16 protein-coding genes are annotated in these 22123 nt (G+C 41.1%); 9 read left to right on the forward strand and 7 right to left on the reverse strand.

Annotated features, from left to right (window positions below):
- Positions 1-4: 4 nt before the first annotated feature.
- The 4 genes from BRLA_RS11400 (at position 5) to cyoE (ending at position 11074) form a co-directional block, all read left to right on the forward strand.
- Positions 5-4666: a type I polyketide synthase gene (locus BRLA_RS11400; RefSeq protein WP_003337575.1), complete on the forward strand. Its 4662-nt coding sequence runs from the start codon at positions 5-7 to the stop codon at positions 4664-4666.
- Positions 4667-4696: 30 nt separating this feature from the next.
- Complete coding sequence (locus tag BRLA_RS11405) at positions 4697-5935, forward strand: MupA/Atu3671 family FMN-dependent luciferase-like monooxygenase (protein ID WP_003337576.1); 1239 nt, start codon at positions 4697-4699, stop codon at positions 5933-5935.
- Entirely contained in the window at positions 5932-9876 is a 3945-nt protein-coding gene (locus BRLA_RS11410) for a non-ribosomal peptide synthetase (RefSeq protein WP_003337577.1), read from the forward strand. Before BRLA_RS11405 ends, BRLA_RS11410 begins: the two co-directional genes overlap by 4 nt.
- A gap of 346 nt (positions 9877-10222) precedes the next feature.
- Positions 10223-11074 carry a heme o synthase gene (gene cyoE, locus BRLA_RS11415; protein ID WP_003337580.1) on the forward strand — a complete coding sequence of 284 codons (852 nt, stop codon included), beginning with the start codon at positions 10223-10225 and terminating at the stop codon, positions 11072-11074.
- Positions 11075-11226: 152 nt separating this feature from the next.
- Here cyoE and BRLA_RS24640 read toward each other — a convergent pair whose 3' ends face one another.
- The 3 genes from BRLA_RS24640 to BRLA_RS11425 all read right to left on the reverse strand — a co-directional run bounded on the left by BRLA_RS24640 (position 11227) and on the right by BRLA_RS11425 (position 14046).
- Positions 11227-11676, reverse strand: coding sequence for a hypothetical protein (locus BRLA_RS24640; protein ID WP_003337581.1), 450 nt, complete (start codon positions 11674-11676; stop codon positions 11227-11229).
- A gap of 187 nt (positions 11677-11863) precedes the next feature.
- The gene (locus tag BRLA_RS24645) at positions 11864-12313 is read right to left on the reverse strand and encodes a hypothetical protein (RefSeq protein ID WP_003337582.1); all 450 of its coding nucleotides are present in this window, start codon (positions 12311-12313) and stop codon (positions 11864-11866) included.
- Between the two features lie 269 nt (positions 12314-12582).
- A complete protein-coding gene (locus BRLA_RS11425; protein WP_041752144.1) occupies positions 12583-14046 on the reverse strand; it encodes a BglG family transcription antiterminator in 1464 nt (487 codons plus the stop codon).
- Between the two features lie 529 nt (positions 14047-14575).
- On the opposite strand from BRLA_RS11425, the gene BRLA_RS11430 reads away from it, so the two are divergent.
- Positions 14576-15421 (forward strand): D-Ala-D-Ala carboxypeptidase VanY, encoded by an 846-nt coding sequence (locus BRLA_RS11430; RefSeq protein ID WP_003337585.1) that lies wholly within the window; start codon positions 14576-14578, stop codon positions 15419-15421.
- A gap of 426 nt (positions 15422-15847) precedes the next feature.
- A complete protein-coding gene (locus BRLA_RS11435) occupies positions 15848-16489 on the forward strand; it encodes a L,D-transpeptidase family protein (RefSeq protein WP_119912721.1) in 642 nt (213 codons plus the stop codon).
- Positions 16490-17031: 542 nt separating this feature from the next.
- On the opposite strand, the gene BRLA_RS11440 is transcribed toward BRLA_RS11435, so the two are convergent.
- From BRLA_RS11440 to BRLA_RS11450, 4 genes are all read right to left on the reverse strand, one after another.
- Positions 17032-17721, reverse strand: coding sequence for an alpha/beta fold hydrolase (locus tag BRLA_RS11440; RefSeq protein WP_338012093.1), 690 nt, complete (start codon positions 17719-17721; stop codon positions 17032-17034).
- Complete coding sequence (locus BRLA_RS24970; RefSeq protein WP_274518954.1) at positions 17715-17849, reverse strand: hypothetical protein; 135 nt, start codon at positions 17847-17849, stop codon at positions 17715-17717. The genes BRLA_RS11440 and BRLA_RS24970 overlap by 7 nt, the downstream gene beginning before the upstream one ends.
- An 18-nt stretch (positions 17850-17867) precedes the next feature.
- Positions 17868-18308: a DUF1330 domain-containing protein gene (locus BRLA_RS11445; protein WP_238547466.1), complete on the reverse strand. Its 441-nt coding sequence runs from the start codon at positions 18306-18308 to the stop codon at positions 17868-17870.
- A gap of 62 nt (positions 18309-18370) precedes the next feature.
- Complete coding sequence (locus tag BRLA_RS11450) at positions 18371-18982, reverse strand: DUF2239 family protein (protein ID WP_003337591.1); 612 nt, start codon at positions 18980-18982, stop codon at positions 18371-18373.
- Between the two features lie 366 nt (positions 18983-19348).
- On the opposite strand from BRLA_RS11450, the gene BRLA_RS24650 reads away from it, so the two are divergent.
- The 3 genes from BRLA_RS24650 to BRLA_RS11460 all read left to right on the forward strand — a co-directional run bounded on the left by BRLA_RS24650 (position 19349) and on the right by BRLA_RS11460 (position 20603).
- A complete protein-coding gene (locus BRLA_RS24650) occupies positions 19349-19480 on the forward strand; it encodes a DUF4158 domain-containing protein (protein ID WP_022584911.1) in 132 nt (43 codons plus the stop codon).
- A gap of 40 nt (positions 19481-19520) precedes the next feature.
- A complete protein-coding gene (locus BRLA_RS11455) occupies positions 19521-19832 on the forward strand; it encodes a hypothetical protein (protein ID WP_147400933.1) in 312 nt (103 codons plus the stop codon).
- A 222-nt stretch (positions 19833-20054) separates the two neighbouring features.
- A complete protein-coding gene (locus BRLA_RS11460) occupies positions 20055-20603 on the forward strand; it encodes a tyrosine-type recombinase/integrase (protein WP_238547467.1) in 549 nt (182 codons plus the stop codon).
- The last annotated feature ends 1520 nt before the right edge of the window (positions 20604-22123 follow it).

A 22123-nucleotide genomic window follows, 5' to 3' on the forward strand; every position in this document is an offset into this window, starting at 1 on the left:
AAAGATGCATGAGTTGATAAGCGAGGATATGCAATCCTCAATTGCCATTATCGGTATGTCAGGGAGATTCCCGGGTGCTAGTAACATAGAGGAATTTTGGCAAAACCTTCGTCAAGGGAAAGAATCCATTCATTTTTTTGAGCCGAAAAATGAAAAAAAGATCCCAGCAATGGGCATTTTGGAAAATAGGGCCGAATTCGATGCAGCGTTTTTTGAAATGACTCCACGGGAAGCAGAGATCACTGATCCTCAGCAACGCTTGTTCCTCGAAACAGCATATGAGGCCTTGGAGCATGCAGGGTATGATCCGGAGAAGTACAGTGGGAGAATTGGGGTTTACGCAGGCAGTGGACAATCCGGATACTTAGCTCATGTCCATAGTCATCCTGCAATTGTAGATTCGCTTGGAAGCTTTCAGATCATGCTTGGTACACAACCTGATTTTCTTTCAACGCGTGTATCATACAAGCTAGATTTAAAGGGTCCTAGTATAGCGGTGCAGACAGCTTGCTCTAGCTCCTTGGTAAGCGTACATATGGCATGCCAAAGCTTACTGACATACGAATGCGACATGGCTTTAGCAGGTGGAGTATCAGTTAAGGCAGATCAAAGTAATGATCTTGAATTACAAGAAGGCAGCATTTTGTCCCCAGACGGGCATTGTCGTGCCTTCGATTCGAATGCCCAAGGAACAGTAATTGGAAATGGGGTTGGAGTTGTTTTGCTTAAACGTTTAGTGGACGCTTTGGCTGACAACGATCATATCCTAGCAGTGGTAAGGGGAACCGCTATTAATAATGACGGTAAGCAAAAGGTGGGCTTTACAGCTCCAAGCATTACTCATCAAGCTGAGGTAATCAAAGAAGCTCTTAGCATTGCTGATATGAATCCAGAAACGATTAGCTATATAGAGGCACATGGAACAGGTACAACACTTGGAGATCCTATTGAAATAGCGGCACTAACAGAGGCGTATCGTGAGCATACATCCAAGACCGGCTATTGTGCGATAGGGTCTGTAAAAACCAATATTGGACATCTTGATAATGCATCAGGAGTGACAGGTTTAATTAAAACAGTGCTGGCTCTTTCCCATAAACAAATCCCTCCAAGTCTGCATTTTGTAGAAGCTAATCGGCAGATCGACTTTGAACAAAGTCCCTTTTATGTAAACACGCAGCTTACAGAGTGGAAGACGGGTGACTATCCTCGCCGTGCCGGAGTTAGCTCGTTTGGCATAGGGGGAACAAATGCACATGTAATCCTAGAAGAGGCACCTGTATCTGCGAAAAGAGAAGCGGTTTCACCTAGCGAGTGGAATGTACTGCCTCTCTCTGCCAAGACTCCAACTGCCCTTATGCAGGCAAAAGAAAATCTAGCTGAATTCTTTGACAAAAATCCGGAGGTAAATCTAGGGGATGTCGCATATACGCTCCAAGCAGGAAGAAAGGAGTTTTCTCATCGAAGCGCTGTGATTGCTCGTGAAGCGACATCTGCGAAAATGCTTTTCCAAAACGAGTTTATTCCCTTTGCTCACTACCAGGGCACCTCAAAGGAACTGATCGTAGAAGGAAAAGTGGTCCAAAGTCCTTCCGTCGTATTCATGTTTTCGGGTCAAGGCTCTCAATATGTGAATATGGGGCGAGAGCTATATGAGACCGAGAAAATATTTAGAGAAACAATAGATTATTGCGCCCTACAAGTAACAAAACACATTGGCATGGATATACGTGAGCTGATGTATCCAGCTAAGGAGCTGGAAGAACAAGCAAAAGAACAATTACAAGAAACCATCTATGCCCAACCTGCGCTTTTTATCATTGAATACGCTATAGCCAAATTGTTGGAATCATGGGGTGTTCGCCCACATGCCATGATCGGCCACAGTATTGGCGAGTATGTCGCAGCTTGCCTTTCCAGCGTACTGTCATTGGAAGAAGCTCTGTCTTTGGTTTCAACACGAGGTGTCTTGATGCAAAAGATGGAGAAAGGCGCAATGCTAGCAGTTTCACTAGGAGATTTACAGGTTCGTGAATTATTGCAGGAACATGGTGGAGAGCTTTCAATAGCAGCTGTGAATAGTCCGATATCTACTGTTATTGCAGGTACATATGCAGATATTTGTAGCCTAGAGAAGGTAATGGAGGAAAAAGGCATTACATCGAAACGATTGATTACCTCTCATGCTTATCATTCGATGATGATGGAGCCTATGCTAGAAGAGTTTTATGAAGCGCTTCAGCAGAAGACCTTCCATGAACCGCTAATACCGTACATTTCTAATCTTACAGGGGAAAAAATTACTGCTTCACAAGCAACAGACCCTCTTTATTGGCAAAAACATCTCAGAGAGACCGTTCACTTCTCTACAGGAGTCCGCACTCTGATGGAAGAGCCAAATTGCATTTTTATGGAGGTAGGACCGGGCCAGTCGCTTGTCTCTCTTGTACGACAGCATAGAGAAACGCATCAGGCTGAACAAGCGGTCACCATCACTACCCTTCCATCCGCAAAAAAGGAACACTCAGACGTGGCTAGCTTACGATTAGCGGTTGCGGGCTTGTGGTGCCACGGAGTAGAGATGGATCAGTCTGCTTTAGGGAATCATGAAAACGCTCGTCGCGTTCATCTTCCAACGTACCCTTTTGAAAGAAAGACCTACTTCCTAGAGAAAAAGGAGAATCCAATAAGTAATCACGTCGATGCACTCGATCGAAAGAGAAGGGAAATGGCTGATTGGTTCTATATTCCTGTGTGGAATCAATCGAGCACAGCTTACTCTATCGAAGACGCAGAAAACGTTACTACCAATCAAAGATGGTTGATTTTTCAAGATAAGCAAGGCTTAGGCAAGCAAGTAGGGGGTTATGCTGAAAGGCTTGGGCTTGAGGTAGTGACAGTCGTTCCTGGTCAGACGTTTTCTAAAATTGATGAAAAAGTTTTTACCATCGATATCATGAGTGAAGAATCCTACCAAGAGTTGTTTAAAACATTGGATATGGACAATTTATTGCCAGATAAAATCATTCACATGTGGAGCATTCAGCATACAGACGAGCAAGAATCAGAGCAGGGGGATGAACTGCTAGAGCATTATGGCTTATACAGCATGCTATACATCGCTAAACAATTAGGAATATATGCTTTCCAACAAAAAATGGAAATCATTGCATTGTCGAATAATCTTCAGGAAATATCCAATGAAGAGATTCATATGCCAGTACGATCAACCATACTCGGACCTCTACGTGTCATAGCACAAGAATATCCACAGATAAAAACACGTTATATTGATGTTCAACTGACAGATATATTACCTAAAAAATCAGATCGCTTGCTCAAAAAAGTTTTGGATGAGATTTTGAGTACTACTTCTGATTTTATGGTCGCTATTCGCGGCACTCACCGATTTGTGCAAAAATTTGAACAAACAAGATTACCAGAGAAGAAATCCCATACCAATTCCCCTTCTTTCCGTGATAAAGGCATATACCTGATTACAGGTGCGACTCAGGAAATAGGATTGTCGGTCAGTGAAGAGATAGCCAACGCAGTAAAAGCTTCCCTCATTTTAATAGGCGACCCGGATTTTCCAGCTATGGAGCAATGGGATAGCTACCTGCAAGCTCATGATGCAGAGGACGAGATTGCGAGTAAAATCAAACGAATCCGTCTTCTTCAGCAAAATTGTGAACAGGTACGTTATCACTCGGCTCATTTAACAGACGAAGAGGAAATGAGACAGGTGATTCGTTCAGCGGAAGATAGCGTGGGAAGGATTACAGGTATCGTTTATGCAGCAGAACGGTTTAGCTCTGGCTTCATCCCGTTGAAAAGTAAAGATTCCTGCTATCAAAATATTGCACAGCAAGTGTATGGCCCACTCGTCTTAGAAAAGCTTATTGATCATATGAACATAGAGTTTATGCTGCTATTCTCGCGTACATTCTCACTTACAGGCGGGGTAGGTCAAATGGACAATTGTGTAGCAAATGTCTTTTTGGATACATTCGCGAGGTATCAAACTGCAAAAGGAATACCTACGATTGCGATTAACTGGGGCATGTGGAAAAACGATAATTGGATTCGTAGCCAGACAGGGATGCCATTAGAAATGCAGTTGCATATGGAACAATTGCAAGAACAATACGGAATTACAGCCAAAGAAGGCACCCATGTCATGAACCGTATTCTTACAAGCGACTACTCTCAAGTGATTGTTTCTACACAGGACATTCATTCTGCGATTCATGAATTCAATCAATACGATACCTTACAATCAAGCACTCATTCTCACCGTGCTAATGATCATCGCAAGCAAGCAGCTGATACATATGTTGCACCACGTGATGAGACAGAAAGAAAAATAGCGGATATTTGGCAAGATCTATTCGGTATCCCTGCAATCAGTACGAAAGCTAACTTTTTTGAATTAGGTGGTAACTCTTTACTATCCATTCAGCTTGTTACGCGTTTGAGAAATACATTCTATAACGATATACCGATGGATATTCTTTTCCAATCTCCAACTATTGTTGAGTTAGCTCAAGCGATAACGATGTCTCAGATCGGGCAAGAGGAGATGGATGAGATCGAGCGTATGCTGAGTGAAATCGAGAAAATGTCACCAGAGGAGCTGTCACTCAAGCTTGTTAACGAAGTATAAAGGCGAGAACAATTAAGGAGAGAATAAAGAATGAATCAGTTAGATAAAAGGTTAGCAGCACTTTCTCCTGAACAACGGGTTTTATTTGAACAACGCCTCAAACAAAAAGGCATTCAACCCCCGTTTCCTACTAGATTAGCTAAGCAGGAAGTGAAAAATCGAAACAGCGCTGAAAGTAGCTTTGTGCCGAAGCGAAAAAGAGAAGTGGATAAGATGGAATTTAGTCTCTTCTTTTTCTCAGGTGATGGTTCTACGCAGGATCAGAATAAGTATGCTTTGCTCTTGGAGAGTACAGCTTATGCTGATCAGCATGGATTTGCAGGTGTTTGGACACCTGAGCGACATTTTGAGGACTTTGGGGGATTATATCCAAATCCTTCGGTGCTAAATGCTGCTCTAGCTACGATTACAGAACGAATTGAGCTTAGGGCGGGAAGCGTTGTACTACCATTGCATCACCCAATTCGCTTTGTTGAGGAATGGTCTGTGGTGGACAATCTTTCAAAAGGACGCGTTTCGGTTGCCTTTGCGACGGGCTGGCATCCTGCTGATTTTGTGATTGCCCCTGTCCAAACCCCCGATTACTACGAGTCCAGAAAAGACGAGATGTTCAACTCTATAGAATTGGTAAAAAGGCTTTGGGCTGGTGAGCAAATTCCTTTTACAGATGCCAATGGAGCTGTTCACGAAATACGCACTTTACCTAGACCGTTGCAAAATGAACTAAATATCTGGATTGCGACGAACGGTAGTGCTGATACTTATGAGCGTGCGGCCAAAATCGGGGCTAATATTCTCACAGGAATTACGGCTGGTGATTTAGCGGATTTAGAAGCAAAAATTGAGTTGTATCGGAAGACTTTATCCCAAAGTGGATTTTCGCCTGAATCTCGCAAAGTAGCGGTGATGCTTCATACTTGCTTAGGAACAAGTGATGAAGAGGTCAAGGCGAAGGTAGAAAAGCCGATGAAGGAATATTTAAAAACCTTTATGAAGCAACAGAAGAACATCCTGACAGATTATGCATCCATGGCTGCCTCTGACTTTGATGTCATTGTTGATCATGCGTTTGAATCTTATTTCCAAGAAAGTGCATTATTTGGAAGCCACGACAAATGTAAAAAGCTGATCGAGACGCTCGGTGACATTGGTGTAGACGAGGTGGCCTGCTTAATGGACTTTGGCATTGATAATGAGACGATTATGAATAGCATCAGAATGCTGACTGATCTGAAGCAATCATGCAATCAAAAGGAGCTGACTTTATGAAAAGCTTGACGGACCGTATCAATTCACTTTCTGACGAACAACGTGAATTACTAGAAAAGCAATTGAAGAAGAAAAATGTAGATGTGAACAAAATTGGGATTAATAAAGAAATGATTAATCCTCGTGGGCACACAAAGGCAAGTCCCCTTTCGTATGATCAGGAACGCTTGTGGTTTTTCAATCGAATGCATCCAGAAAGTCACACCTATAACGTATATGGAGCCGCTAGATTAACAGGCACTGTGCATCATTGGGCTTTAGAGAAGAGCATCAATGAGATTGTAAAGCGTCATGAAGCATGGCGTACCGTGTTTGACAGCGTAGATGGACAAGCACGTCAAATTGTCTTGCCAGAACTCCAAGTAACGGTGCCAGAGGTTGATCTTCGTCTTGTTCCAAATGAAACCCGGAATGAAGAACTACAAAGACAAATGAAAGAAGAGGTCCAGCGGCTTTTTGATTTGAAAAAAGGTCCGCTCATCCGCTTTAAGCTATTTCACGTAAGTAATACAGAATCAATGTTAGTCATGACTGTACATCACATTGTAATTGACCGTATTACTTTCTCTATCTTTTTCAAAGAGCTATCTTTGCACTATCAATCCATACTTACTGGCATCCCTGTACAGTTGCCGGAGCTTGCCATCCAATTTGCAGATTATGCTGAATGGCAACGAAATTATTTACAGGGTGAGACGAAAGCTAAATTACTAACATTTTGGAAAGAACAGCTAGAAAACTGTGACTATGTCTTGGATATCAGTACAGATTTTCCGCGTCCACCGGCTATTACCTACCGTGGTGCCAGATGCTTTATTCATACACCGCTCGAAGTATTGAATGGTCTAAAAGCGATCGCCCAAAAGGAAAACGCGTCTGCTTTCATGATTATACTAGCCGCTTTTAAATTGCTTTTATATCGATACACAGGTCAATCAGATATTTTGGTCGGTACTCCCCTTGCCAATCGCAGCCGAGTAGAGCTAGAGGAGGTAATGGGTTATTTCCTAACACTGGGTACACTCCGCACACGAATGTCTAAGGATATGACATTTATTCAATTATTACATAGTGTAAGGGAAACAGCTCTCGCGGTATACAAGCATCAGGATATGCCGATTGGTTTATTAATTGATGAATTGAAAGTACCTGCGGATATTAGCCGAAGCCCGTTAGTTCAAGCTATATTTGTGTATGTTGATGTGCCAGAGGAAAAATTACAGTTGCCAGATCTTACCGTAGAATTTGAGATGATTGATGGTGAAACAGCCAAGTATGATATTACAGTAGGTTTTTCTGAAACGGAAAAAGGGCTAGAAGGATTTTTTGAATATTCACCTGATTTGTTCCGGCAAGACACGATCGAGCGGATGGGAGAGCATTGGCATCGCTTGCTTTACGCCATTTTAGAAAATCCACATGCCTCTATAAGTGATTTGGCTATGTTAACGGAGGGAGAAAAACAACAGCTGCTTATTGACTGGAATAGTAACAAGCAGCCATTCTCTGATCATGCTTGCATCCATGAATTATTTGAAGCCCAAGTAAAGAAAATTCCAGAGCAAATTGCCCTTACGTATAATGACCAAATCATTACCTATCAGGAATTAAACAATCGTGCGAATCAGGTGGCTCGTTTATTAAGAAAAAGAGGCGTAGAAGGTGAGACGCTCATTGGTTTGTATATGGAACGTTCGATTGAAATGATTGTGGGAGTCCTTGGCATTTTAAAAGCAGGGGGAGCCTATATTCCAATTGATCCTATCTATCCAATAGAAAGAGTTCGACATATTCTCCAGGACTCTGGTTTGCATATCGTTCTTACAAGCCAATCTTTACAAGAATTGATGGGCAAGGAAGGAATGCAGTGCATTTGTCTGGATAGTGACCAAGAGGCGATTTTAGGTGAAGATACTCAAAATCTTCCGTCACAAGCGAATGCTCACAGTCTTGCTTATATTATCTATACATCAGGCTCTACCGGGAATCCAAAAGGGGTCATGATTGAGCATCAAGGCTTATGTAACGTAATCGAAGACACCATTAACAGATTTCAGATTACTTTAGATAGTAAGCTGGCCCAGTTTTTTTCTATCGGGTTTGATGCGTCCGCTCATGAAATATTTTCCGCTCTATGTGCAGGGGCTACGTTATGCCTGACAAGTCCTGATGCTAGAGCGGGAGGAAAGAATTTTGTTGCCTTTTTACATGAAAAGCAGATTACCACTATGTTTATTACGCCTTCTGTTCTAGCAACGCTAACCCCAGATGAGATGCCAGATTCCTTGCAGACAATAGTAAGTGCAGGCGAGCTTTGCACCGTGGACATGGCTGAATGGAGTAAGGGATCACGTAAACTATATAATGGCTATGGTCAAACAGAGACCTCTATCATTAGCATCGTACATTTATGTACAAAGGATAGTCTACCGAGCCAAGTAGGTCGTCCATTTGCCAATATGCAGGCTTATATACTGGATGATTCTCTCAATCCTGTTCCAATCGGGGTAAAAGGGGAGATTTATATTGGTGGCGTCGGGGTAGCCAGAGGATATTTAAATCAGCCTGAATTAACAGCGGCCACATTTATACACCATCAATTTACGCCAGATCAGTCCGTCCGTTTATATCGAACAGGTGATCTTGGACGCTTTTTGGTGGATGGCACAATAGAATATCTTGGACGCCGGGACAATCAGATCAAAATCAGGGGATATCGAATTGAACTCGATGAAATCGGAAATGCCTTAGTTCAACATCCTAGTGTAATTCAAGCTAAGGTAAGTGTTCATCGCGACAAAAACAATAATGATTCCCTAGTCTCTTATGTCGTGATAGAAGAAGGGCAAGACATAAGCTCAGCGGAACTACGCACCTATTTGCAGCAAAAGCTACCTGAATATATGGTGCCTCTCTATTATGTTTTTGTCGATTCTCTCCCAAAAACTACGAATGGCAAATTCAATCGGGAGCTTTTGTCAGCTCCTGAGGAGAGCTTCTCGCAACAGATGATTGAATATGTGCCTCCAAAGAATGAATGGGAAAGTAAGTTGGCAAAAATTTGGGGACAAGTGCTTAATATTGAGCGAGTCAGCGTTGTAGGGAACTTTTTTGATCTAGGTGGTCATTCCTTGAAGACGGCGGAATTGGTTGACAAAATCAAAGAGACATTCCAAGTTGAACTTTTGCTTCGAAATGTATTTGAATACCCAACAGTACGGCAAATGGCTCATTTGCTTGAAAAGGGGAACGTGCAGAAGAGACCATTTATCTCCTTCCGTGATCAAGCAGAGCATGGGAAGGAAGTCATTTGCTTCCCACCGATGACAGGGCAGGGGGTACTTTATAAAGCGCTACATCAAAAATTATCAGGTTGTACGCTACATGCCTTTGATTTTATTAGAGGGGAAGATCGGATTGAGAAGTATATACAGCATATAAAGGTAGCTCAATCAGAAGGGCCGTATGTGGTATTAGGATATTCAGCCGGAGGTAATCTCGCTTTTGAAGTCACCAAGAAATTAGAAGAATGCGGGTTAGCAGTAAGCGATTTGATCATAATAGATTCACCTCTACGAGTAGAGGCTGTGGAATTGGATGGCGAAAAAATTCAAACGGAAGCACAGAAGCTAGTAAACCTAATGGCAGAGCATTTAGGTGAAAGTATTCGTACAGTGGCAGATCAAAACATCGATGTGATTAAGGAGTATTATGACTATACCAATAAAATGATCAATAAAGGCGTACTGAATGCAAATATTCATATCATCACTTCCAATGAGACAACTAAGGATGATATTCAATCCTGGGAAAGGTCCACTCTTCATCAGGTATATGTGTATAAAGGAGCGGGTGAACATATGAATATGCTTATTGACCCGAATAACCTGGCCGAAAATGCACGAATTATAGACTCAATTCTAAAAGGCACGAATAAATAAATGATGGGAGATTACAGAAAGCGGGACTTACAATCGAACAGTGTATTCGTTTGGCCCAACAAGCATTTACCTGTATGTATTAAAAGCCTAAGATTATAGACAAAAAATCTTTCCTGACTAGCTAATGATGCTAAAAGGAAAGATTTTTTTGTCAAAGAGACTATTTGATTATTTTCGTGCCGATTCCAAGTGGCGTAATCATGAACAAAGGAGAGGGTCTGTTGTAATTACTATTACTTTTATGTATGATATTGTAATTGGTACGAATTTAGTGAAATTTTCTGTTATTCAAAAATATTCTTAGGTGTACATGTGACACCTTGTCTTATTTCAGGAGGTTTACTTCGTGTTTAAGGATATGATTGCATTGACGAAACCACGGCTCCTTCTGCTTAATGTATTTGCAGTTGTAGCTGGTTTCTGGGTAGCTTCCAAATGGAGTGTAGACTGGCTAGAGCTGACTTGGGTGCTAATAGGTACTACGCTAATCATTGCATCAGCCTGCGTGACTAATAATTACTGGGATCGCGAGCTTGATCAAAAGATGGAACGTACGAAAAACCGAGTGATGGCTACTGATCGCATTACGCCTGGTTTTGCTCTTGGTTATGGAATATTGCTCGGCATTCTGGGAACAGGCTTGTTATTTACCTTTGTTAACGCTGTTGCCGGCTGGCTTGCGCTTCTTGGCTGGTTTGTCTACATTGTGATTTATACGATTTGGTTAAAGCGAAGTTCGACCTGGAGTACATCAATTGGTGGCATTTCCGGAGCCATGCCGCCTGTAATCGGCTATTGTGCAGTAACGAATCAGGTTGATATAGGAGCGTGGCTCTTGTTTGCTCTTTTGTTCTTCTGGCAGCCTGCTCACTTTTGGTCACTTGGCATTCGGAGAGTAGAGGAATACCGAGCAGCAGGATTTCCGCTACTACCGGTTGTAAAGGGAATAAAACGTACGAAGTTGCAAATGATTCCCTATGTAGTATTGGTGATACCGGCTACCATACTCATGTTTTATTATGGCTATGTCGGTGTTATTTTTCTGACTGTTTCTGTTTTCGGAGGAGTGATTTGGCTAATTCACACCCTACAGGGGCTCTATGTAAAAGATGATGAAAGCTGGGCGAAAACGAATTTTTTTATTTCGATTAATTATTTATCGATCGTCTTTATTCTTATGATTGTCAACACGACATAGTAGTATTGGCTTTTCTAATGGCTGTCTTACAGAGGAACATAATGAATCGGGTTGATGAAGAAAGAAGAGGCTCATACTTATAGCGTATGAGCCTCTTTTATTATTGAAACGATTACACGCGGGGAGTGGGCAAATGTTGATTGCTATCAAGCCTATTTTTCAGTAACGATAGCCTGAACAGTGTAAGTTTCTTCATCGATTGGTGTTAAAGCAGAAAAGTCCTTGTGAGCAGCATCTAAGCTAGAAACATCTCTCTTGCTTCTGCCACCTTTTCTGTTATTCTGAAGCTGTTCATATTCCTCAAGGGAGTACGTTTTCTTTTTAATGATAAATCTATCGCTATAAACAGATGAATCGGTTAAGATTTTACCATTTAGAATGACTTTTTTATTCTTTTCATCTAGAGTCACTGGATCGTCAGCCTTAAGTAAATCATTATTAGCTAATTCATCATATAAGTTAAATTTTTGTGTTCTTTCCTTTTCCGGCTTAATATCGCCAGTCTCGATTAGGTCAGTCAGAATGCCAATACATAGTGGATCAGGAATAAATTTATGGGCAGGAATAAAGTAGTACTTTTTCTCATATTCCCCAGATAACACGGCGTTTACATCTGTATACGCTTTCGCTTTATTCTCTTCTAAACTATATTCTAATACGACTACGGATTTCGCCGGAGCTGTAATTGTTTGCGAGGGTACTTAATCGTTTTGGAGGTAACGGTTGTATTACCTTCCTGATTTGTTCTATTGTACTCAGTGTTCAGCGTAACGTCTCCCTTGGTAAAGCCTAGGTCGAAGCTGCCTTTACGCTTGCTCCTGCTTTAAAGCCTTGTGTTATCGTTTTAGAGTGAGTATCGGATACATTTTCTACTAATTCTCTAGTTGGAAACGCTTGAGGCTCAGGGTCTTCATTTATAAACACATTCGCTGTCTTAAAGTTCGTTTTTTTCTTTAAGGAATCGGCAATGACTTCTTGTTCACCGAAGACTACATCTGCTTGTAAGGTATCTAAATTTAGTACCGTTCTAGTAGAAGTGCTTAGATCGGGAAGAGCCATATCATTTTTTGTATGCGTAAAAAGCAATGATTCTAAATCAAATACTTTGGAATCTATCTGATCTTGCAATACATAATTTTTTACGTGATCGGAGGCTAGGGCACTAACGGGGATGCCTGCTTCTAGTCCTGTTACTACGAGAGTCAATATGGCGGCGGTAGCGATAAGTTTTTTCTTCATAATAAAACCTCCCTAGATGCTCCTGTTGGGGATCAGTAATTTTTTAAATCCTCCTTTAATTGAGAACTTTTTCTTACAGTTAAATCGTATCAAAACTACACTAATCTTCACTATAGCAAAAACTATTTTTGACAAATGTTGTTTTCTATAAGAAATGATACAAAAATGAACATTGTAAAAAACCCCCCTCGGATAACTTGTTAGCTTCTCAACTGAAGAAGCATACGAGCTGTCTAGGGGGGCGTTTGCGGTTTCAGGCAGACAGGATGTTAGTCGTCTATAAAATCCCGTATGTTTTCAATATCACTTTGCGAAATAATAGGGTTGATACAAATTGTTGATATCCCTTCGATTTCCAGAGGTGTCGTCGTTATAATCAAATCGATACCCATTGATAGTAATTCATCTTTCGTAAAGTCATTCATATCTTTTTGCACACAGTGAAGCTTTCCGCCAAAACGCTGGATTAGAGCGGCTCTTATGTAAGCCTTCCAGCTTTCACCTTCTGCAATCACAAGCATTGCCTTTTTGTGAGCAGTTGCAGCCAGCATGTTAGAGGCCTCGATCCGCAAAGTAACCTTCGCAATTTCTTCCTCATAAGCATTACTAGCCAACCCGTATTTTTGGACAAAGGTATCAAAGGCGATTTTCACCTGTTCATACGTATTAGCATACTTTTCTTTAATATACTTTGTGGTTATTTTTTCTGGTCTTTTGATCATGGACAAGCGCTGGAAACGATAAGGAATTCTTCTTAAATAATTGCAGATGTCAAAAATGAACTCTTCATTTTCAGTTAAGCGTTGCCCGGTTTCTTGTTCTAGCATGCTAATAAATTCTTTCGCGTATTGATAGATGGCTATCTTTCCTTCTTTAAAATAGTGGAGGAACGTTTGTTTTGCAAGATTAATATCCTTAAAAGTGTACCGAGAAGCATTAATAGCAATGGTGATCAGCACGATATCATCAATTGTTAAAGAAATATTGAGTTCATCGCGTACTTTTTCACTTATTACTGACATCTTTTGATAAATACTTGTATGTACATAAGTATCTATTTTACAAGGCTCTAACTCTACTACATACCCTTGTTGCTTACGTTTAAAGAAAATAGTTAGAAAAAAAGATAATTTTCGTCTGGAACTCTGATGAAAATTTATACCAGCTAGCTCTTCAAAACGATGAATATAACGAAGAATAGCTTCTTGATTGATCTCAGTAAATGGCCATTCATGATCTGAATAGGCTTGCAGGTATAGATCATAAAACATCAAGATGATCTGTGATTCATTACCCACAATCCTCAAAGGCTTCTTTTCTAAATGCAAACCGTATAGCTGGATATGCTTCTGGATTTTTTTTAGATGGGTGTAGACAGAGCGGGGTTGCAAAAATAATTTCTCAGTCAAGTGACATACTGTCTTTACATCACCTTGCAGCAGCTCGTCAAATATTTCGAATGCCACCGATCGTCTGTATAACAAACAGAACAATTCATTATTAGAAGAGCTTGAGGGTTTTATTAATTGAATCCCTCTCCCTTTTTGACAAGTAAGCTCCCAGGATGGGGGTAAGACTTCATTTATAAATGAAATGTCTTTTCGAATGGTTTGATTTGAACCTCCTAATTTTTGCACCAGCTCCGAGATGGTAAACCATCTATTTTCACTTGTTATTAGCTTAGCAAGCTGAATACAGCGAAGAATTCCTTTTTCTAAATATAATGTTAGCATTATTTTGCATATTCCTCCTAGTCTTATATTTTTTATTTATATGATTTCCTGTAAGGTGTGTTGTAGTGTTTAGGATTTACGTTGCAGGTTAAAACGTAGGATATATTTTATCTTAAAATAAATAACAAATACAAAAAAATAATTAATATGTCATAAAAATTACAAATTTTCAGGAGGAGCGGGGTTAACTCGTGATTGCTTCAAAACATGTTAGTCTTTGATCGACAGTAACAGAAGCTTCATTATGATTTCTTAAATAGGGAGAACCTGTAATTTATATATCGGGAATTATTCCCAAGCTCCTTAACAAATCTAGGCAATAAGAGATTATTTCTTTGACAAAATAGAGAATGAAGCCTGAAGAGAATAGGGGTTTTATTGGTTGAAATTAAAATGTGAGCAAAGCGGGAGGGAAATGAAGGGGCTATGCGAGGCATCTACATTTAAGATAAATTTTATTTTTACCCTACTTTTTATTTAAATAGTTTTCTCTATTCTAGAAAAACAAGAGTAAGGAGGAAACTGAACAATGAAGAGGATTTTATTTTTCGCGATACTTTTGCTACTGGTCTATACAACTATTAACGTATACCAAAGCAATCGAGCGCAAACAGAGATTTCTGAAAAAAATAACCTAGCAATAGAAATTTCTAAGGAACAGGTTCATCAAGGGAATCTATTATTAGTTAATAAGGAGATTCCAGTTCATAAAGAAGGCGTTACATCCGATGTGGTCAATCTTTCGAAACATAAGGAACTGATAAGGGGATATAGATTATTTGACGAGCATATTTATTTATCGAAGAGTGTGGCTCAAATTTTTATGGAGCTGGTACGTGACGCTAAAAGGGATAACGTTGCGCATTTTATGATTAATAGTGGTTTTCGAAGCAGCGAAGAACAAAATGAGCTTTATCAAAAATTAGGCTCCGATTATGCTTTGCCTGATGGATATAGCGAACACAATTTAGGCTTGGCTCTTGATATTGGATCTACGCAAATGAAGATGGATCAAGCATCTGAGGGAAAGTGGCTTAAAAGGAACGCTTATAAATATGGTTTTATTTTACGTTATCCAAAAGAAAAAGCAGAGATTACGGGCACGCAATATGAGCCTTGGCATTACCGCTTTGTTGGGTGGCCACACAGCGCTATTATTCAGGAGTATGATTTTGTATTAGAAGAGTATTTGGATTATTTGAAAGCAGAAAAATCGATTTCATTTCATGATCATGGCGAAACGTATAATATTTACTATTATCCGGTTTCAAACGAACCAGATTTTACGATCAGCATACCAGAAAATCGGGACTATGAAATTTCAGGAAACAATATTGATGGGGTAATAGTGACCGTATACCCTAGAAAATCGTGATGACAAGAATGTACATATTTAGCTTTGGGCTATATTAAACACAGCAGTGAAAGAGCGATTGCTAAGTAGTAAGGCGAAAAAACAGAAGTGGAGTAGTGTGCTAGCGCAGCTGCTCCATTTTTATTGCTCACAAATACGGCAAATGTGGATTGATAATTCGTATTGGAAGCAATAAAAGAGGGTAAGATATGTAGGAATGTGATTTTATTACTTTCGTTGAAGGGGATATCTCGACAAATATCGCGTGTGGACACATGCATGATTTTCCCATGTTATTTGGAGATATCTACTTGAGTGTTAACAAAAACAGCTAAACGTTGTACACGATATTGAATAACTATCAAATAAAGTAGTGATGAAATGATGAAACGAAATTCACGATATCCTTCCTGTCGAGGCGTTGTAGCTACTTTTCTTAGTCTGATCATGGTTGCAGTAATCAATTGCCAGCCCGCTTATGCAGAACCATCGCTACCTATTGGAGTTAGTCAGGGGATTTTTTCTATTGAAATTAATCCTCAGCAACATCAACTAATTGTGCGGATACAGGATCAAAAAATTAAGACTTATACTGTTGCCGTGGGCAATCCATCTACCCCTACACCGGTTGGTGAATATAGAGTTATATACAAAGGGAAAAACTGGGGACCCTCTTTTGGTCCACGCTGGCTAGGATTAAACGTACCATGGGGAATTTATGGTATTCACGGCACGAACAAGCCACATTCCATTGGACAGCATCTGAGCCATGGTTGTATCCGTATGCGTAATAGAGACATCCTTGAATTGTTCGATATGATTCCCATCGGAACAAAAGTTACGATTCATGGGCATGTATTAGGGGATCCCAATCATAATCCGAGATATTTAGCTGAAGGGGATGTCGGTGGAGATGTGCAGCTGATTCAATCACGTTTGAAAAGCGCTGGATATTTCAATGGAGTATGTGACGGAAAGTTTCGCTCAAATACAACTGCGGCTCTCAAAAAATTTCAACGCGATCATCACTTGCCACAGGACGGTGTTGTTTCAAAAGGGGTTTACGAGGAATTTGGTTTGTTGGAGTAAGAAGCTGAAGCATCTGCTTTGAGAGGAACTGTACAGCAAAACAAAGGTGTGTTAGCTCGATAATGGGGAAGAAAAGCAGCGGCAATAGTTTAATGCTCAGAAGGCGAGTAGGGAAGCTGTTTCCTTATTGGAGTATACCAGCGTAGCTGTCATTAGGGGCAATGTAGATGGATATAAATGTACCAATTGCATTCTGTTCGTTGAACTATCTTGCCCGTTACTTGAATAATTCATTTCTGAATCTGACCATCGTCTGTTTGGAAAAATCCCCACAGAAAAAGCGCCGACTCACGATGTTATCATGAAACCGGCGCTTATTCGATCGATTCCATATATACGTTCAAATGGAGTCTCTGTTAGGAAGCCCCGTTAATTGTTGATGATATGGAGCTGCTTTAACAATCGTTCCAAGAGCACCGCCGCTTCCACCCGTGGTCTCGTATGCGCCAAGGGTGCAAATTGATCAGTGCTGCGCACCTGGACCTACTCAGCCCCATTGGGTACCGCGGGACTCCGGTTAGTTGCTATTCAGGAAGCGCGTGTCAATTGCGACGAGCCGTTCGCTCTATGCCATCAGCGATTACTTTGTACAGTTGGTGCGGCAAGTCGTGTCCCATGCCGTCAACCAACATTAGCTCGGCGCCCGGGATGGCAGAAGCCGTGTCCTCGCCACACGCCGGGACGAATAGGGGATCGTCCATCCCATGAATGACAAGTGCTGGTACTTTTATGGTCGCCAGCCGCGAACGACGGTCACCGGAGACAGCGATCGCAGCAATTTGTCGTCCGACACTACCTGGATCGTAGGCTCGCTGGACTTCTTCGAGAATGAGCGCTCGATAAGCGTCCTCTTCAAATGGGTTCGGCGCCGGTTTAGTCATCATCGCCATGACATCCGGGGAAGTTTGCGGAAGGGCGGGATTACCGGAACTGGACATAATGGAGGTGAGTGATAACACCCGTTCAGGGCACTCACTGGCTGCAATCTGGGCGATCATTCCGCCCATCGACCTGCCAACAAAATGTGCCCGGTCAATTGAAAGGGCGTCGAGCAGTCCGATAGCGTCGTTGGACATGTCATCGAGAGTGTAAGGGATGTCCGGTCGCTGTCCCGACATGAGAGCAGTCGCCAGTGCGTCAAAATCCAGCGCCTGATAATGGCTAAAGTGTGTCGAGCAACCTGCGTCGCGATTGTCAAAGCGGATCACGTGAAAGCCCCGCGCTGCTAATATCCGACAAAACGGAACCGTCCATCGATCATTTGGGTTCCAAGCCCGGCGATTAGGATAATAGCCTCGTCATTTTCGTTACCGAAACTGTCATAGGCCAAATCAACGCCGTTGACTTTCAGAATGTTCATGATCATGTTCTCCTCCAATTAATTCGGTATCGGAAGTTCTGCCATAGGCAGAAGGCGTGAATCTTCGATCGCTGCAGTCCGATGTCCGATACCGGCTAGGTAGTCTTGATGACTTGAAAAAGCAAGAAACGACTGCGCGCTGTTCTGGCGGATCAGCATGACAAGATCCCATCTTTCGTCTTCGGGTCCGATAAGAAACTCTCCGCCATCTCCAAGAAACATGACTTCACCTCCGCTTTCACGGAGAAATGGGAGGGTGTGCTCAATATAGCGGTTGAAAGCTTCGGCACCGCTGATTGGGACCTCCGGTGTTAGTTTAGGATTGGCTGTGTAATCGGCAACATCACGAAAACGCAGCAGGTTCAACATGACGATGCTGCCCTCAATGCCTCGCTGCATGAACCTCATGCCAGCGCGTTGCGATGGTTCGATGTAACGAATAGATCCAAACTCCGTCATAGCGGCTCCTTTCGTAGTTCCTTTTTTCATTCCAGATTCTTTACGCCTCCACATGCTTTCATTCATAAGTTCTCTTCAGGGAATGCATTAGCGGCTAATCTTTTGATATAGTTTCTGATATCAGGTGCCCAGTCATCGATGAAGTGGTAAAAACGATCCAAATCACCAGCATACATTGCCCGCAGAGCTTCTTCGTATTGATGGAAGTTCCCGGCCATAGCTGTCATAAAGTGATATGTTGCTTCTTGTGACTCTCGTATTTTGCTCTGTTTTCCACCAGCATGGCGAGCTTCATCAACGAGTTTTCGTAATGTTATCGACGCCCCTCCAGGTTGACTCTTGAGCCATTCCCAATGCCGTGGCAATAACGTAACCTCACCGGATACAACCCCCAGCTTGGGTCGACCGACCCGCCGTGTAGGCTGGTGATTCACTTCCGTACCAGGCAAGTCACCAAACTGTTCTCCTAATCGTTTGAACACTTCATCTGTCTTCCCACGAAAATCAACATCTATTTGCTTCCCCGTGGTATCGTCAAATATAAACAGCTGTGTGAGGTCTCTGTCATCCAGAGCATCCTTCACTGTAGAAACAACGTGCTGTAACGAACCACTGGCGACGACTCCCACACCCAAAAATGCCGTGCAGTAAAAGTGCGTTAGGTCATTTCTCATGCTACACCTCCTCCTCTGAATGTTTCACTAATTTTACCCGGATAAAAACAAAAAGTCAATATTACCCGGGTAAAACGTATTTTTGTCGTTCGTTATGGAGGGAATAAATGTAAAAGACGCGGTCTAAGAGGAACCGCGCTGTTGAGGGCTAGTGTTTGCTTTATGATGTACATGCTGTGTTTTGTCGCAAAACTTCCCGTTACTTAAGTCCCCGTTAATAAATTAAAGTTCCGATTTTGCTTTTGTAAATAGAACTTCAAAGTATTTGAGACTCATATAGTCTAAAATATACAGCTTGGATATACTTATTCAAGTAATAAGTTCCGATACTCACAGTAATAGGAAATTTCAATTGGAGGGAATACAGTGAAGCGAAATTGGGAACTGGACGAGCTGATTGAGCATTTTACTTTTCTTCCGAACGAAATGCAGCAAATAGGGGATAAGAGCGGCGAAACGAGGATCGGTTTCGCGGTCATGTTTAAGTTTTTCCAATAGGAGGCGCGATTTCCGTTCCACAAATTTGAAGTTCCTAAGGATGTCATTTCATACATCGCCAAGCAAATCGAAGCCGGCAGAACTGTATGCACAATACGATTGGAACGGTCGGATGATTAAATATCATCGTGCTCAAATCCGAGAATTTTTTGGCTTTCGAGAAAATACCGTTCAAGATTCACAAGAGATGTCGGAATGGCTATGCCAGCATATCTTGCATCATAGCCAGGAGTGGGAGCATGTAAAGGATACGGTTTTACGGACGATTCCGAGAACTGCGCCGACACCCCGATCCGATTCGCTAAGCGCTGTTATGCGCTTTTTTCTGGCTCAGAAGTCAGGAAATCACTGATAACCTCGTGGACTTGCTGGTGCAGATCATTCACCGGATCAGCGTTCGCGCCGAACGGAAAGTAGAGAAAGAAATACTGAATGATCTCAGGCGGGTAAGTAATAAATACGGTATTATTTGCGCGGCGAGCGGCCAGACTACGCCTACCTGAAAAGCTTGTTCCAGCACTTGAGAACGGAACTTGAAATCGAGGTTCCAAAGGCATCCAAGAAGCTGCCATACGTGCCAACAGAGGAAGAGCTCAAGCGTTATTACGAAGTAGTCTGGAAGTCGAAAAATTTCCAAGACATGATGATTGTCAAGACACTCATGTATACCGGTATCCGCGTTAGCGAACTAATCAATATTCGGTTGACGGATATTGATTTTCACTACTGCCAAGTTCGCATCAATAACGGAAAGGGGGGCAAAGATCGCATCGTTCCGTTCCCTCAGTCATTTAAAGAACTGCTGGCCATGCACGCTGACGCGATGAAGAAAAAGCATGCGGTCTATTTATTTGAATCATCATGGAAGAAGAAGTACACGGACCGGGGAATACGAAAGATTTTGGCCAAATATTCTGAGGAATCCGGTCTGGTGCAAAATCTGTCGCCACACAAGCTACGACATTCCCTGCTAACCTGGCTCAAGAAGCAGGGAATCGATGATGCGCTTATACAACCGTATTCCGGACATGAAAGCCGGAAGTCATTGGAAATCGATTCAAAACTTGCAATCACCGATGCCCAGCAGGAATATAACGAGGTTATCAATAAATTCCCCATTTAATTACATTTACTTTGCCCTTGGTGACAGCTACGCTGGTATTACCCCTTATTAAAAAACGTACTGGCATCTATTTCGAAAAGGGGAGATATATCAGGAGATTGTCAATATCTACAGAGATAATAAGTAACGCTGGGAATTTCCACCGAAACAAAAAATACAGATGTATGTTGCGTACCCTTTACTAGAATACTAAAGGCTATTATTTTAAGCCCTGAGCGAGAAAGCTACAGGGCTAATTCTTTTAACCATATAGTAAATTTAGACTGATGATCGCTGAATTAATACGTAAGGAATTTTAATTTTTTCCCTTGATTTGGTAATAGCAAGATCGAAAGCTTATATGGTCATTAGAGTCGGCTCAAAGCTTTTCCATCAAACCAACGTAGGAAAATGATATATGCTATGGGGGATTGAGGATTGAGTGGGTTAATAGATATTCTTCTTTTAATTCTCTTTATTTTTATTGAGTCCGATAATATATATTATGTAAACAAATAAAACAAAAAGAAAATACAATGAGGCAGACAATAAGACATTAGGTATCTGTGTCTGTATATGATAATACGACGAGTTGTATTCGATTGGAGGTTTTCATTACATACCTTGGGATGTTTACGTATCATAAGCGATAATTATAAGCCAAGTTTGCTGATATAAAATGGACTGTTTCTGATTACGTACAAACCGTCTAGATCAAATTGGTTATAAAATTAACAACGATCGTGGAAGCTAAATCTGTTAGTAAACATCAAATGGACAAGTTTTTTTCCTGTCGTTTCGTTTTTCACATGCTGAAACTAGATAAAAAGCACGTTGCCTCAACATACATAATTGAACAAACAGGAGAAACTAATGGGATAGTGTGGTAAAAGGAATCGAATTTATTATTCTAATTTCAGTTCATGAAATGGCTGTTTTAAGAACTGAAATTAGGAATTTTTTAAGGATTACAGATTTCCATCGTTTCTTGCTTCCTAATGACTTAGATATGGATATCATATATTGTATTTAGATTAGATATTTGAGTTACACTTTAATTTTTCAAATATGTCCTAAATGATCAGATTTTCTTTAATAACAAGGATTCAATCTTGCTTTTTTACATTCTTTCTGGAACCCAATCTTACTTATAAGATATCTTTTCACTCATCTGGATCGAATACCATTATCTTAGATCACGACTTCTTCCCCTTTTTATTATCCGGAAATACGTTTGTAGATATAACTTTTGGTGGTTTTATTTGTTTAAAAAAAGCTTACGCCATAGCTCTTCTCCATCCGTATTCAATATTAATTCTGATCGAATGGATCGTGAAATATACATGTGAACTAGTAAAAAACGTAGGTTACCCCCATTAGGCAATTTGTTAGAAAGCCGATTCCCTATTAAAAGGGAACCGACTTATCCATTACAGGGTAATACGGTGAGTATTTTACTAGAAAAAAGAGAGAGTCTTTGATATATTTCACAGCAAAGAAGAAATTGTTACTTACTATATACTGATTTCAGATTTACATTG

The organism is Brevibacillus laterosporus LMG 15441 (assembly GCF_000219535.2).
Taxonomy (GTDB): Bacteria; Bacillota; Bacilli; order Brevibacillales; family Brevibacillaceae; genus Brevibacillus_B; species Brevibacillus_B halotolerans.